Annotated in this window: 8 protein-coding genes; 2 read left to right on the top strand and 6 right to left on the bottom strand. The window is 57.6% G+C overall.

The window, feature by feature from the left end; translation table 11 throughout:
* Nucleotides 1-273: 273 nt before the first annotated feature.
* The 6 genes from HFP54_RS18400 to topA all read right to left on the bottom strand — a co-directional run bounded on the left by HFP54_RS18400 (nt 274) and on the right by topA (nt 11,920).
* The gene (locus tag HFP54_RS18400; RefSeq protein ID WP_168566270.1) at nt 274-2,091 is read right to left on the bottom strand and encodes a PAS domain-containing sensor histidine kinase; all 1,818 of its coding nucleotides are present in this window, start codon (nt 2,089-2,091) and stop codon (nt 274-276) included.
* A gap of 408 nt (nt 2,092-2,499) precedes the next feature.
* Nucleotides 2,500-4,611 carry a DUF4340 domain-containing protein gene (locus HFP54_RS18395; protein WP_168566269.1) on the bottom strand — a complete coding sequence of 704 codons (2,112 nt, stop codon included), beginning with the start codon at nt 4,609-4,611 and terminating at the stop codon, nt 2,500-2,502.
* A 39-nt stretch (nt 4,612-4,650) separates the two neighbouring features.
* Entirely contained in the window at nt 4,651-7,569 is a 2,919-nt protein-coding gene (locus HFP54_RS18390; protein ID WP_146414062.1) for a Gldg family protein, read from the bottom strand.
* 297 nt (nt 7,570-7,866) lie between these two features.
* Nucleotides 7,867-8,661, bottom strand: a complete 795-nt coding sequence (locus HFP54_RS18385) for an ABC transporter ATP-binding protein (protein WP_145296793.1) — start codon at nt 8,659-8,661, stop codon at nt 7,867-7,869.
* Between the two features lie 181 nt (nt 8,662-8,842).
* Nucleotides 8,843-9,019, bottom strand: coding sequence for a DUF6800 family protein (locus tag HFP54_RS18380; protein WP_168566268.1), 177 nt, complete (start codon nt 9,017-9,019; stop codon nt 8,843-8,845).
* A gap of 138 nt (nt 9,020-9,157) precedes the next feature.
* Nucleotides 9,158-11,920, bottom strand: a complete 2,763-nt coding sequence (topA, locus tag HFP54_RS18375; protein ID WP_146414063.1) for a type I DNA topoisomerase — start codon at nt 11,918-11,920, stop codon at nt 9,158-9,160.
* Between the two features lie 193 nt (nt 11,921-12,113).
* On the opposite strand from topA, the gene HFP54_RS18370 reads away from it, so the two are divergent.
* Both HFP54_RS18370 and HFP54_RS18365 read left to right on the top strand, forming a co-directional pair.
* Nucleotides 12,114-14,519, top strand: a complete 2,406-nt coding sequence (locus HFP54_RS18370) for a hypothetical protein (RefSeq protein ID WP_168566267.1) — start codon at nt 12,114-12,116, stop codon at nt 14,517-14,519.
* A 163-nt stretch (nt 14,520-14,682) separates the two neighbouring features.
* On the top strand, nt 14,683-15,777 hold the full coding sequence (locus tag HFP54_RS18365; protein ID WP_206036284.1) for a putative bifunctional lysylphosphatidylglycerol flippase/synthetase: 1,095 nt from the start codon (nt 14,683-14,685) through the stop codon (nt 15,775-15,777).
* Nucleotides 15,778-15,781: the final 4 nt, after the last annotated feature.

The following is a 15,781-nucleotide window of genomic DNA, read 5'->3' as shown; positions in this document are numbered from 1 at the left end:
GACGATGTGGACCGCGGTGAGAAAAGTTGCGGCGGCATCGACTGGCGGTGCAATGCCGGATCGGTGATGGGGCTTCATTCACGGACGCTACTTTCGCGGAGCGAAAGGCGACAATGTGGACCGCGGTGGGAAAAGTTGCGGCGGCAGCGACTGGCGGTGCAATGCCGGATCGGTGATGGGGCTTCATTCACGGACGCTACTTTCGCGGAGCGAAAGGCGACGATGTGGACCGCGGTGAGCAAAGTTGCGGCGGCAGCGATTGTCGATGCGGCGTCAAAATCCCAGCATTGCTAATTGCTGGTCGGTCACGCTCGGTTCAAGTTCGGGTTCCACCGCCGGGGCTTCCGCCGGCAACCACATTTTGAACGTTGTGCCGTCACCCGGCACCGTGTCGACCTCCAGTTGACCGCCGTGCATCTTCGTGACGACGTCATGACAGATCGAAAGACCTTGCCCAGTTCCTTGGCCGACTTCCTTGGTCGTGAAGAACGGGTCGAAGACACGGTGTATGATCGCTTCGTCGATCCCGCCGCCGTCGTCTTGTACTGTCAAGACAACACCGCCGTTGTCTTCGCAAGAACTGATCCGGATCAATCCTTTGCCAGAGTCGCCGAAACGATCTTCAATCGCGTCAACGGAATTCACCACCAGGTTCAGAATCACTTGGCCGATGTCGGCGGGATACCCCTGAACCACGGGCAGCGGTTCGGCCAGATCGACCTCCACTGCTGCGGAATCCTTCCATCGATGTCGTGAAATGGTCAGGGTGCTCTGCACCATCTCGTTCAAATCGAACCCGGAACGTTCCCGGACGCCAGGATGCGAAAACTGTTTCATCGCCTCCAAAATCTGGACCGTCCGATCAATGCCATCTTCGCTGTCGCTGATCGCCTGGGAAAGCTGTCTGCGTGTGTGATCCAGGTTGAACTTGTATTCCAGATCGGCAACCAATTGCTCCCGCGCCGCCAGATCAAGCGAATCCGCTTGCAACGCAATGTCACGAAGCCCATCGACCGCGCCGAACAGCCGCGAACAACAAAGGTTCAAATACGAAACATTGTTGTGCAAGAACTGCATCGGTGTATTGATTTCGTGGGCGATGCCCGTTGATAGTTGACCGATGGATTCCAGTTTCTGTGCCTGGACTAACCGCTGTTCCAACCGTTTCACTTCGGTCAAGTCACTGACGAAGGCAACGTACACGGCTTTCCCACGATAGTCCGTCGCGTGAAGGTTAACTTTGACAGGACTGGTGTTGCCGTCACGATCTTGGTGCGTCGCTTGGATTTCCAAATGCGACACTTCGCCCGTCGCCAAAGGTTCGATCAGTGATCGATATTCCTGTTCGTCAAAGTCAGGCCGCAAGTCCATTGGCGTCATTTGACGCAATTCTTCGACGCTGTAACCGGTTGCGTCACAGGCACCTTGATTAACGTCGACAAATCGCAAGTCATCGCGAGAAAAGATGAACACTTCGTCGGGTGAATCACGAATCACTTGGGCCAACTCAGCTGCTTCGACCAGCAAGCGGTCTCGCTGTGCCTGGGCCTGACGCATTTCAGTGATATCACTGAAGATGCCTACGATGCCGATAACATCGTCGTCTTCGCTTGTCAGCGGCGTTTTGCTGGTCAACAAGACTTCGACCTGCCCGCCGGGGCGCGTTTGCGGTTCTTCCAGATTCAAAATGACTTGACGACGCTCCATGACATCGCGGTCACATTGCCGATAGAACTCGGCTTCTTCCTTGGACCAGGGCAGATCAAAATCGGTCAGCCCCACGATCTGGGCGGGATCGGCCAAGCCTGCGGCATCGGCGAACGCTTGATTGCACCCGAGATAGACCGAATCACGATCTTTCCAAAACACAGAACTCGGGATGCTATTAACGATCGTATCCAGCAAATGTTGAGTGCTGAGATTGGCCGGCGAATCAATGGGCTTGCGTTCGGTTTTTCGTTGGCGTGATTCGCGAAGATAGCGGACAGCACGATCCAGGCCGACGGCAACCACTGCCCCAAACGCCCAGGCAATCACATGACTGTCGCTGAAGGATTCACCCGACAACTGCCCCAAGCCTGACGCGTTCATGTTTTGTATTCCAGGCTCGCTTCGGTATTCCCACCACAGACCAGTGCGAGAACCGATCGTCCCGCATCTGATTCAACGCTAGCACTCATTTGTCCCGTCACCGCACCAAACCTGTACAGACGGGCGGACGGTTCGCGATTGCGCAACAAAGGACGACCGTAGATTCGGTACGATCCGAACGAGTGGTTGGCAACCTCGGTAAAAATCTGAGCATTGGGTGGGTATTCACCAGCACATGTGCCATGGTGCCACGCCCTGCCTGAGGGATCAAGAAAGCCCCTGAAACCCAATCAACGCCCAATCGTCAGGTGTCGTTTGCCGCGTGAAAGCCCAAAAAAAATGACCTCCCGAAATAGGGAGGCCATTAGCGAAAATTTGAATCGCCGGAGCGACGTTCGGACGATTCGATCAGGGCGTCTGAGGCGTGGGCGGCATCCCAAAGCTGGGACCACTTGGCAATTGCATCCCGCCCGGTGCAGTCGGTCCACCCGGGGCAGCCGCATCGTCCGTTTCCGATGCGAACAGATCATCGCGGCTGATTCGCAATTCACGGTAAGTGGATTCAGGAATCACGTAATACCAATCCGCAAACCTTTCGTTCAGCTCGCGAACGCGGCGTGCCGCGGCATCCACTTTTTCCTTGCGTTCATCCAACTTGCGTTGGTTCGCCTTGGTGATCTTCTCCTGCTCGGCTTCCAGCAACTCCAGCTTCTCCTCCTCGGTCATGTCCTCATAGGAGATTTGGTCATCGCCTTCGTCCGAGGTCTCCGGTGCTGCTTCGGAAGTGTCATCCGAGGCCTCGTCAGAAGAAGCGGCGTCTTCCTGCGAAGCGGTCTCTTGATCGCCCTCGGCCTCTTCTTCCGAAGCCTCATCTTCAGGGGCCTGCCCGGCGTCATCGGCGGTTGATTCATCGTCGGCCTGCATACCACCGCCGCTGCCCTGGCCTTCCGCTTCGCCTTCGACCGTTTGCTGTTCGGGTGCGTCGGCCTGCGAATCGTCGCCATCGGCATCCTCCGCATCGTCGGATACTTCCTCGGTCGATGCTTCCTCAGACGGCGTCGATTCTTCCGATCCTTCGTCGGCCGACGGCTCCTCAGCTTCTTCACTGGCCGCCGATTCATCGTCGGCTTCCATCGACTCCGATTCGTCGCTTGGCGAAGATTCCGCTTCGGCGGTGTCCGCCTCTTGTGGCGTTGCCTCGTCTTCCGGTTGTTCGGCTTCGGTCGGCTCGGCCGGCATCGACGCTTCCATACGTTGTTTCATCAGCGCGTCCAGGTCGTCCAGATCCTTGGGGACTTCATCCAGTTCGGGCGCCGGAAAGAAATCGTCTTTGACACGAGTGGTCACCAACAGATAGCGGTTCACACCGGTTCCGGACGCTTCTTCGTCGGATCCTTCTTCATCATCCTCCGATGCATCTTCCTGTTCTTCGGTCATCCCCGTCACATCGCCGAACCGCAGGACGTATTGCACGCCATCGTCCAGGGTGACGGTGGTTTCGCCATAAGCACTGATGATGTCATCGCCGACCGGGAAGAACCCCCGATCCAGCAATGATTGCCGGGCTTCGTTATTGCTGACCAGCGATTCGTCGGCCTTCAAGCTTGCCGACATCCCTTCGGGTTTTCGAACGACGTCGACGATCCGCAGATCATCCAACGCGTTCTTCATTTCGTCCAAGGTTTCTTTGTTGGCCGAAGCGTCTTCGGGAATCTCCGCCGGCGTGGGTTCGGCTTGCGGATTGTTTGCGTCGTACACCAACAACTGGTCGATCGACCAATCGCTGCCATCGACCGAGGCGGTGGCTTCGAAATTCCGGTCCCACTGGACGGTCAAACCGTTGATGGTCGCGTTCAGCGATGCGGTGTAGTCTTTGATTTGGACCTGGCTGATTTCAATGCTGGAAAGCTGCAACAGATCTTCTTCGATCCAATCCTGGAACTTCGTCGTCAGCGGCGAATCGTCCAGTTTGACGACGTAGACCGGATCTTCACCAGGTTTGCGGACATAGATCTTGCCCTCTTCGTCTTTGACGGGGAAACCGACGATCAGCGATGCCAGGGTCTTTTGTGACGAATCCTTGAACGTCACCAAGCGTCCGACGCCGTCTTCACCGCCTTCCAAGTCTTCCAACTTGGGCTCCAAAACGCCCAGATCATCATGGTCCTCGGCATTCTCGGTTTGGATGTCCAAGATTTTGAGGTCGACCAGTGCGTTGGCCGCATCGGTCATTTGATCGACCGCGTCGGCGGGATAACCGCTGCGTGACGGGATCGTCCACAGCCCGGTTTCCCCGTCCTTGCGGACTTCGAACGGTTTCAGTTTGGCTTGTTCCGCGTCGTACGTAACGATGCGCAAACTCTGTGCCGCCAATGGGTCTTTGAATTCGCCGAACAACGGTTGCCCGATGACGGAATCCAATTCGTTGGTCGTCTTGGTGGGCCAAGCGAGCATCGCGCCGATGCCCATCATGACAGCGGCGGCCCCCCAAAAAATTCCGGTTTTGGTGTTTTCGTTCATATCAAAAACTGTGCTTTTGGATTCGAGGGTCCGAAGACGCTATTTCAATCGTGCCTTGGTGATGGTTTCGCGTTCACGCAATCGACGTGACGCAAAGACGATGACGCCGATGACCAACGGTGGGATACACGGCAAAACGACCGCGGCGGTTTTCACTTTGTTTTGGATCTCGGTGACCTTCTGGTCAGCCAGGCGTTCGATTTCCTGGACCTTTTTGTCCCGTTGACGTTCGAACTTTTGGGTTTTGACCGCCAACGCTCGTTGCTGTGCTTCCTGCATCATCGCGAACGTCGTTTGTTTTTCACGCAGGACGGACGTCGGAATCTTTCCGTCCTGGCTTTGCTTGGTCAGCTTTTCGATTTCCTTCTGCAGCGACTGAATCTCGCTTTGCATCTTTTCTTCTGCTTCGCGGACCGCGGCGTCGTAGTCGTTTTGGAATTCCTTGGATCGCAAACGCACGTCGCCCATCGCCTGGTCTTTGACCGAGTCGATCATCTTCAGGCTGGCAAAAATCGGTTCGTGGTTTCGCACGTCGATGAACTGAGTCTGGTCAGCCAGCCAGTCGATCGCGTTCAGGATGAAGGTCACGTTTTGGAATTGGAACCGAACATCTTGTGCGGCGTTCGGATCGGCCCGGATCAACAGGAAATCAGGCAACATCAAGTCCGTGTCGGCGACATAGACGGCACGGATCGGATGATCCTTGGCGTCCGCCTGATCATCATCGGTGGATTCGGCATCGCCTTCATCGACGGTGTCATCCTCTTCGTCGCCGCCCTTGCCTTCGATCGCGATCGCGATGTGACGGCCGGGCTGGACGGAATTGATCAGTTGCGAAATCGGCTGGCGAGTGTTGAGCGCCTGTTCGACTTCGGTGTAGGACAAGGAACCACTGTTTTCGCCCGTCGACATCAACGGGATGTGATTCAGGTTTGATTCGCTTTTCCCGTCGACCACACCGGGCATGATCGCCAAGACTTGGGACAGTCCCGACGTGATGCGACTTTCATCGTTCATCGCGTCGCCTTCGCGAAGGCCTTGCTGATTTTCGTCGATGAAGACCCACAATTCATTGGCGGATTCGGCCAAGTTCGGGTACGGGTTGTGTGCCTGCCAAGCCAACTTGGAATCATACAGCTGGTTCATGTTGGGTTGGCCGGGAACGTCCAATTCCAACACGTCCCACAGTTGGCGAATGTCGCCTTTGGGTTCTTGTTGTCCGCCGCCAAACATCGCGGCCATACCGCCACCACCCTGTTTGGGACGACCGGTGGGGGTGATGTAGCTGCGACCGACCGGCAACGGATCTTCGAAGATCGCCGTGGGCACGCCCGCTTTGACCGCATCGACGAAGCGCTCGAATTGAGGCGGTGACAACGACGACGGCTGAACCGCGACCAACACGTCGTACATGCCCGGGGTGACCGGCGAATTCATGTCGACTTCTTCGACTTCGTACTGCTTGGACAACTCGTCGACCAACGGGTGCTTTTCAACACGCTGCATTTGCATGCCCGCGGTGACGACGCCGCCCATCAACCTGGCATCGGTGGTGACCAATCCCAGACGCTTCTTCGCACCACTGGCGACCGTGTTGATACTGCGGACCAGTTCGTATTCGGTGGGAATGCCATACTCAAAGATGGGCACGGTCACTTTCTGTAGCCCCGATTTGAACGCCGCACCCAGAATGAACTGTTTCTGTTGAAATGCCCCCTTTTCGCGGACCATTCGTTCGACCGGTTCGATACCGAATCGCTCGGCGGCCAACGCGGCTTCCTCGCTAAACAGTTCGATACCGTCGTACAAGTTGACTTCGATCGTTCGGCCGCGTTTGCTGGCTTCGCTGCGGAACTCCTTCAACAGGTTGATCAATTCGTACCGCGTCTTGGCGTACAGTTCCGGAACGTCACTGCTGATGAAAGCATCGACGACGATCGGCCGATCGGCATCCAAGTTTTGAATCAGGTCCTTGGTGGCACCGGCCAGCGAACTGACTTTGCCTTCGGTCGCGTCGTGCCGAACGACGTCTTGGTTTCGGAACGCCAAAACGGCACCGACGGTGAAGACGACCAGGGCAAGCGTCCGGGCCAGGTAGTGCCACACCATCCCGCTGCCATCTTTGCCGCCGGTCCAGTGGCGACGGCCGATCAAAATCATGCAAACGTATAGGGCGACTGCGGCAACCAGGATGAAGTAGACGACCGACGAACTGCTGATCACGCCGCGACCGAAATCATCAAATGGCCGAGCGATTCCGCTGCCGGCGATCCACTGAGCGATCGCACGGTTGGGGCTGATCGAATCGGCCAGCGACGCGAATGCCAGCGGGGCATTGAACAGAGCCCCCAGGATGAACCCGACCGTCAAGTTCCCCGTCAGGAACGACGCAATCATGCCGATGGCGATCATCGTCAATCCGACGAACCAATAGCCCAAGTATGTCGTGAAGATCAGCCCGGTATCCAGACCGCCTTGGGTCAAGATGGCCAGCGTGGTGAACGTGCTGAGTTGGCTGAACAGCAGCGACGCGGTGAAAATCGCGGCCGCCGACATGTATTTACCGATCACGATGTCGAAGTCGTCGGCCGGCAGTGTCAGCAGCAATTCATCGGTCCCCTGACGCTTTTCTTCCGCCCAGATCGACATCGTGATCGCCGGAATGAAGACCAGCATGATCAACGGGTACCAGTAATTCAGTTGATCCAGCGTGGCCAAATTGCTGTTGAAGAACTCATAGGGCCAAAACGCGGCGACCGACGTCAGGAAGACGAAGATGCACAGGAAAACGTAACCGGTCGGATTGCTGAAGTATCCGACGAAGTTTCGTTTCATCACCGCGAACGCGGCCTTCTTGGTGCCCGCCAATAATGCGACGACGGCAACCAAGACCAACAAAAACACGAGGTCCATGATCAGCAAACTGATCAAGGCGGATGTAACGTTGTCGAGTGCCATGGTGGTGATTCAGTGGGTCAGACGAAAGTCGATCTTTCGTCATGGAATTGGGTGGGTACGCATTGCAAAGGGGATGGTCCAGTCGCCGCATCACATTCGGTGCGAAGAACCGAAGGCTGCCGGTGACGGGTCGCCCCGTGTTTTCCAGTCCGGCATTCTGGCCGAACCAAATTTCTGTCGGCCGCGAACGTCGGCCGACAAAGCATCAGCCGCGGAAGTGGCCGGTTGATGGCCCAGAGGGTCCAAACCAACCGACGCACCGGAGCCGGATGATGCCGGCCGGGCGGCGGGGACCGATCAAGTCTCCGACGGTTCCATCGCTTCGCCAAGGGTCAGCGAATGGAACGCATCGTCCAGGTCACCGTCGCCGCGCTGACGCAAACCTTCGACGCTGCCGTCGTAACGCATACGACCTTCGTTGATCAGCACGACACGATCGGCCATCGCTTCGACTTCCTGCAGAATGTGCGTCGACAGCAAAATCGTCTTGGTTTCACTCAGCCGTCGCATCGTTTTTCGGACGCCGCGAATCTGGTTGGGATCCAGACCGGCGGTCGGTTCGTCCAAGATCAACACGTCGGGTTCGTGCAACAGTGCTTGGCTCATGCCGACACGCTGCTTGAAACCCTTGGACAGCTTGCTGATCGGTTTGTACATGACGGTCGACAAGTCACAAATGTCGACCACTTTGTCGATGCGGTCTTTCTTGATCGCCGATGAAAGCCCACGGGCGTCGGCGAAGAAACTGAGCATCGCCATCGGGGTCATTTCGTAATACAGCGGGCCGCTTTCGGGCAGGTACCCCAGACGACGGCTGCCGGCGATTCGGTCTTCCATCATGTTGTGCCCGGCGATCTTCGCGACACCTTCGCTGGGCGCGATGTAACCGGTCAACATCTTCATCGTGGTGCTTTTGCCTGCACCATTGGGGCCAAGGAAAGCGACCAATTCGCCTTCGCCGACCGAAAAGGTGATGTCACGGCTGGCGGCGAAGGGACCGTAGAACTTGGAAAGTCCGATCGCTTCGATCATCGGCCGTTTGGCCGCGGTGGTGGGCTCGCTAGAAGCCTGTTCAGCAGGCGTTTCTGTCATCAGCTAACTTCTTGCGGGTGGGGCATGAATGAGGACATACCATCACAGATTTTTGGCTCCGCTACGCCACATGCCGGCACACGGTTCGCCAAAAAAATGAAGAAAGAATCGGCCGCGCCGGACGTTCGATCCGATGCCGAAGCGGCCAGACCGGGGCAAACCGAACGAAAACTCGTCAGGTTCAGGCCAGGCCTTCACGCTTGATGATGTCTTCGGCGCCCGGGGTCAACGCACGCAGCTTGCGAATCACTTCGGCTTTTTCCATCGAGCCGTTTTTGGCACGATTGACCAGGTACTTGGTCTTCTTGCGACGGGTGCGCAGACGTTTGATTTCGCGGACGCGTTCGATTCCAGCCATGGGGGCTCCGTTTAACGTTTCGAGATTTCAAAAAGGGTGGAAGGGCAAACAGGATAGACGAATCACGGTGACGTTGTCTGCCGCCGAAGACCGCATGCGACCGGTTGATCAGAACCGTCGCGGGCAAAGCCGGCGGTGCTATTCGTCGCTGGGCAAGCCTTTCAGCTTGGTGTTTTTCTTGGCGGCCTTTTTCTTTGCCGCTTTCTTCTTCGTGGTTTTCTTCTTGGCCGCTTTCTTGGTCGCCTTTTTCTTGGCGGCTTTCTTCTTGGCCTTTTTCTTTTTCTTCGGCGCCCGAGCGGCCCGTTCGGCCAACAGCGTCAACGCGTCTTCGAACTTCAATTCCTTCGGGTCGGTGCCCTTGGGCGTCGATGCGTTGGTTTCACCATCGGTAACGTAGGGTCCATAGCGACCCTCCAGCACCTTGACTTCATTATCGGTGACGGGTGATTTTTGTTCGAAAACCTTGATCGGCTCTTTCGGTGCCGCACGCCCCCGAGTCTTGGGCTGTTTCAACAGCGCGATCGCTTCGTCCAAGGTCACACTGAGCGGTGACACGCCGGCGGGCAGCGAACGCGTGTCCTTTTCGCATTTGATGTACGGCCCGTAACGTCCGTCGTTGGCTTCGATCGGCTGGCCCGATTCGGGATGATTGCCCAGCGTCCGTGGCAACGACAACAACTGACAAGCGGTTTCCAATGTCAGGTCGTCGATCGACATGCCCTTTAGCAACGACTTGTTCTTCTTTTCTTCGTCGTCGTTTTCGCCCAACTGGATGTACGGCCCGAACCGACCGACCTTCACATAGATCGGCTTGCCCGTATCGGGATGCGTGCCCAGCGGTTGGTCTTCCTTGGACGCCTGTTCGAACAGTTCCATGGCCAGGGCCAGGTTCAGTTCATCCGGTGCCAGGCCGTCGGGAATCGGCGCCTTGCGTTCCCCCTGTTCCAGAAACGGTCCGTACTTGCCGACCCGCACAAAAACTTCTTCGCGGTGTGGCCCGTCTTCGGGAACACCCAGCAAGAATTTGGCGGTGACCCGCGGATCGATTTCTTCGACCTTGCTTTCCAAACGAGGTTTCAGGCCGATCGATTTCGATTCCCCGCCTTCGGCCACGGATTCATCGCCGAAGTAAAACTTCTTCAGATACTCCAACGCCTCCGCTTCGTTGCGGCTGATCGAATCCAGATAGTCTTCCATCTGGGCGGTGAATTCGTAATCGACCAGTGGGCCGAAGTGGTTTTCCATCAACCGGACGACGCTGAACGCGGTCCAGCTGGGAACCAGCGCGTTGCCTTTTTTGTAGACATAATCGCGGTTCTGGATCGTTTCGATGATCGACGCGTACGTACTGGGGCGACCGATGCCTTTTTCTTCCAGCGTTCGCGTCAACGAAGCTTCGCTGAAACGCGCCGGCGGCTGGGTCGTGTGACTTTTCGGATCCAGCGAATCGGCGGTCAGCGGGTCTTCCGTTTTGACCGGCGGCAACAAGCGTTCTTTGTCGGCCAATTCCTTGGCCGGGTCATCGCTGCCTTCGACATAGGCCCGCAAGAAACCTTCGAACAGGATGCTGGTTCCGCTGGCGGTGAAGGTCGCATCGCCGCCTTCGATCACCACGCTGATGCGCTGCTTTTGCGCGTCGGCCATTTGACAGGCGATCGTGCGTTTCCAGATCAAGTCGTACAGCAGAAATTGATCGCGTTCCAATTCGCCGCGGACCGATTCGGGCAACCGGAAATCCGTACCCGCGGGCCGGATCGCTTCGTGAGCTTCCTGGGCGTTTTTGACTTTGCTTTTGTAAACCCGCGGCGAACTGTGCAGGAATTTTTCGCCGTATTCGCTGAGGACTTTGTTGCGTGCCGCGTTGACCGCTTCGGTCGACAACGTCGTGCTGTCGGTCCGCATGTAGGTGATGTAACCGTTTTCGTACAACCGCTGGGCCGCCTGCATGCATCGCCGGGCGGTCATGCCCAGTTTGCGGTTGGCTTCCTGTTGCATCGTGCTGGTCGTGAACGGAGCCCTCGGCCGCTCGGTGAACGGCTTGACCTCCACCGACGTGACTTCGAAATCGGACTCTTTCAACCGCGTCGCCAGATCCGCGGCCTCCGATTCACTGAGCTGTAACAACTCGGGATTTTTCAGTTGCCCGTTGGTCGAATCAAAGTCTTTTCCGCTGGGGATCTTTCGTCCGCCGACTGCCGACAACGTGGCGGGCAACGATTCACCGGCGGCGGTCTTGAAGACGGCTTCCAAGTCCCAGTACGTCGCGTCGACGAACGCCATGCGTTCCCGTTCGCGTTGAACGATTAGCCGCACCGCGACACTTTGCACGCGGCCGGCCGATAGTCCCCGACCGACTTTTTTCCACAGCAATTGCGAAACGTCGTAACCGTACAAGCGGTCCAGAATCCGACGCGTTTCTTGAGCGCGGACCAGACCGTCGTCGATTTCGCGAGGCGAATTCAACGCGTTTTGGATCGCTTCTCGGGTGATTTCGTGGAAAACCAGACGGTGCACCGGCACTTTGGGCTTCAGCAGCTCGTGCAAGTGCCAGCTGATCGCTTCCCCTTCGCGGTCTTCATCCGTCGCCAGGTACAGGCTGTCGGCGTCGGCCAGAGCGGCTTTCAGCTTGTCGACCTGTTTCTTTTTGTCGGCCGGGACGATGTAGATCGGCGTGAAATCCTGTTCGGTGTTCACGCCCAGATAGGCCCAAGGTTCTTTTTTGTACTTCTTGGGCATTTCTTTGGCGCCACCGGGCAGGTCGCGAATGTGGCCAACACTGGCCTCGACCTGGTATCCCTTGCCCAAAAATTTGCTAATCGTACGCGCTTTGGCCGGCGATTCGACGATCACCAGGCTCTTTCCCTGTTTGCCTGAATTAGCGTTCGCGGTCGTTTCGGCCATGGGGCTCAGCGTTGAAAGGATGTCAGTTGGGTGGCGGAAACCGAAATTCGTTTCGGTGTGGGCGGTATTACTCGCCTTGACCCTAGAAAAGTGGTGGCGATACCTTTGGCGGCTTGGCCCAAAGAGAGTTGGGACACGTAGAAGAATTGTCAAGACCGCCCGTCAAATCCATCGCAAGTCTGAAAGCACAGGCATGAGCAGCAGTCCGTTTGTCATTTTTAGGCGTTACCTGAAGCCATTGATGGTGGCGCTGACCCTTTTGGCGTTGTTCGCGTTTGTGGTTTTGCCGGCCCTGCAGTCGTACCTGCAAAGTGGGGCGACCGTCGGCGCCGACCCGGTTTTTGCGACGTTTGACGGCACCCCGGTCAAAGCGTCGCGGGTCGATTACTTTACCCAAAGTCACAACAGCGTCGTTCGCTTTTTGAACGAACTGGCCGACGAAACGATCCGCCGCCAAGGCACGCCGCGGACCGCCGGGTTCCGCTACAACACCCAGACGAACCAGGTCGAAGACTTGGGGATTTTTTCCGCGCCCAGCCAATTCGCCACGGTGCGAACGCTGCAATTTGCCTCCGAAGCCAAAAAAGCCGGCTTCGAATTGGATGACGGCGCGATCCGATACTGGTTGCAACAATTCACCGACGGCACGATGTCCGACGGCGAAATCATCAGCCGTCTGATGCAGTCGACCCGAAACCGGCTGGGGCAATACCACCTGTACGACGTTTTGCGACAGCTGTTGCTGGCCCAGGCGTTCCAGCAAAGCGTTGATTCGGGCTTGGCCGCCGGTTCGATCCCCGGCATGGGCGACATCCCGATCGTCACCCCCGCCCAGCAGTGGGAAAACTTTTTGAAGCTCAGCCAACAAGCCACCGTCGATGCCTACGGCGTGCTGGTTGCCGACTTCATCGACAAAACCGATCCCAACCCCAGCGAATCGGACATCAAGGAGGTCTACGAAGCCGGCAAGGACGTGTTGCCCAACGACCAATCGCCCGAACCGGGTTTCCGCCGTCCCACCGTTGCGGAATTCGAATTCGTTGCCGCCAACCTGAACACCTTCATCGATCGCGAAATCGATAACTTCACCGAAGAACAACTGAAGGCGGAATACCAGCGTCGCCTGGACGGCGGTGATTTCCGCCTGCCGGTCGAACCGGAAGCCGACCAAGACCTGCTGGACTTGGGCATGGACACCGAGGCGGCCGCCGAAGAAGAGGCAGCGGAAGAAGAAGCCGCCGCCGAGGAAGAGATGGCGGAGGTTGCCGAAGAGGCGGCCGAGGAACCGATGACCGAAGAACCCGTCGGTGAGGAAGCACCGGCCGAAGAAACGACGGTCGAAGAGCAGGCTGCTGAAGAAACTTCGGCCGAGGAAACTTCGGTGGAAGAAGCACCCGCCGAGGAATCACCGGCTGAACCAGAGGCATCGGGCGAAGACGCACCCGCTGAGGAAGACGGCGCGGCGATCCGTTCGCCTGGCAACGGCACCACCCTCGTCGCATTGGTCCAAGACGAATCGGAGGACACCGAAACGGCCGACGACGCCGGCGATGCGGACTCCGCAGACGCCCAGGCGACCGATGCCGAAGCGGATGCCGACGACGGCGAAGGCGAACCGGAGTACGAAGCGGAATCTTTCGAAGACGTCCGCAACGAAATTCTGGACGACTTGGCGAGACCGATCGCGGCCCAAAAATTGGACAAAGCCGTCCAGCAGGTCCGCAGCCGGATGCAACGCTACTTCAGCGAACTGTCGATCCACGAGAGCAACGTGGCGGTCGGCACGGCGACCGAGGCCGACGCTCCGGAACGTCCGGATCTGAAAAAACTGGCCGACGATTTGGGACTGGAATACGGAACCATCGGCGAACGCAACGCGGAAGAAATTGCGGATGAAGCGATCGGCAACAGCGTCGGAACGGGCACTTCGTTGGATCAACGTGGACCGCCCTACGCGTTCCTGATGTTCGGCGGCGGCGGCATGCAAGGCCAAGCCGTTTTGTCACCGCTGGTCACCGTCGACCTGACCGCCAGCAAGACGTACGTGTCGTGGAAAACCGACCAGATCGACAGCTATGCACCGACGCTGGAGGAAGCCCGCGACGAGGTCATCATGGCCATCCGCACCCGCGAAGCACGCAAGTTCGCCGAGGAAGAGGCGACACGAATCGCGAAACAGGTCGCCGCTGAAAACGAAAAGTCGCTGGAAGAAGCCATTCCGGATGACAAACAAGACCAACTGAAAACCGGCTTGGGTCCGTTCAGCTGGATGAACATGATGGGTTTCGGCCAGATGACGATCGGCAACGTTCCGGAATTGGATTCGGTCGGTCCGAAATTCATGCGGGCAACGTTCCACACGGAAGTCGGAAACGCGGGAGTCGCGGCCAACGCCCCCCAGCGTGTCTACTACGTGATCGTTCCGCGTTCCTTCCAGCCGTCGGTCGAAGAACTCCGCAACCGTTTCCTGCAACGCGGCGAGCGGATGATGGCCCAGTTCTTGACCAATACGGAAAACAATGAAATCCGACGCGGTTTCTATGAAGCGTTGGACGAACGGACCGGTTTCAAGATGACCGAATTTGATCAGCCGGAATGATCCCGGCAGACCGAATGTTGTTTCACCACCCTGACGGTCGGTTACCCCGGCAACCACCGTCATGGGGCCGACATGTGTGCCCCTCTTTTCGATGTCCGTGACGTAACGCACAATCCCGGCGCCCTGCCCATTGCCGCGTTTGCGTCCGACGGAACCTTTCGGTTTGATCAAAAAGCATCACCTACGAAACGCCATCGGGCCGGTCTTTGCGATCGGTCTGTTTCTGTTGGCGATCCGTTTGCTGATCCACGAAGCCCAAGAAATCACGTGGGAAGAATTCAAGGGTGGTTTGGTCGGCGTCGACCCGATGTACTTGGGCATCGCAGCTTTCTTGGTCGCGCTGAATTACGGGCTGCTGACCTGTTACGACATCCTGGCATTGCGATATGTGCTGCGTCCGTTACCCCTGCCGCGGGTGATGCTGGTTTCGTTCCTGGGATTTTCGCTGGGAAATAATCTGGGAACCCTGCTGGCGGCCGCCCCGATTCGTTATCGCTATTACCGCCAGTTCGGGCTGAGCCATCATCAACTGATGGGCATGATGAGCGTCTTGGCGCTAACGTTCTGGAGCGGGCTGGCCTGGTTGGGCGGCACCGTTTTGGTTCTCAGCCCGATCCAGTTGCCGGCCGACGTTCCGATTCCGTTCGGCACCCGGACGCTGGGCGTTGGCTTACTGACCATCGCCGTCGCCTACACGACGTTGTGTTTTCTGTGGCGCAAGCCTTGGCCGATCGGCAAACTTCATTTGCGTTTGCCACGACCGGGCTTGGCCATCGCCCAGGCTTCGGTCGCAGCGGTCGATTTGATCATCAGCGCGATGACGCTATACCTGTGCATGCCCAGCGACGCGAATGTGCCGTTCCCGTTGGTCCTGTCGGCGTTCCTGGTGGCGATCACAATCAGCATCATCACCCAAGTCCCGGGCGGCTTGGGTGTTTTGGAATTGATCCTGTACGCGTTGCTGAAAGATACGGTCGGTAAACCCGTACTGGCCGCGGTGCTGATCTTTCGTGTGCTGTATTTCTTCTTGCCGCTGGTGCTCGGCATGATCACCTTGGTCGCCCACGAGATTTACGTCGGTGCGCTGGAGGCCAAGGAAGCGAAGGAAGAAATCAACCACGAGTCTCGGGAGGCGCCCCGCCAGTCGGTAAAAGCGGGATCCGCGACGACGTCCCCGGCGCCAAGTTCACCATCACAGACGCCGGCGTCGATTGATCCGTCCGAAGCCATCGCAAGCGGGCAGACAAGCACCGATTAAGCCC

The organism is Crateriforma spongiae (assembly GCF_012290005.1).
Lineage (GTDB): Bacteria > Planctomycetota > Planctomycetia > Pirellulales > Pirellulaceae > Crateriforma > Crateriforma spongiae.
This window is presented reverse-complemented; position numbering and strand designations above follow the sequence as displayed.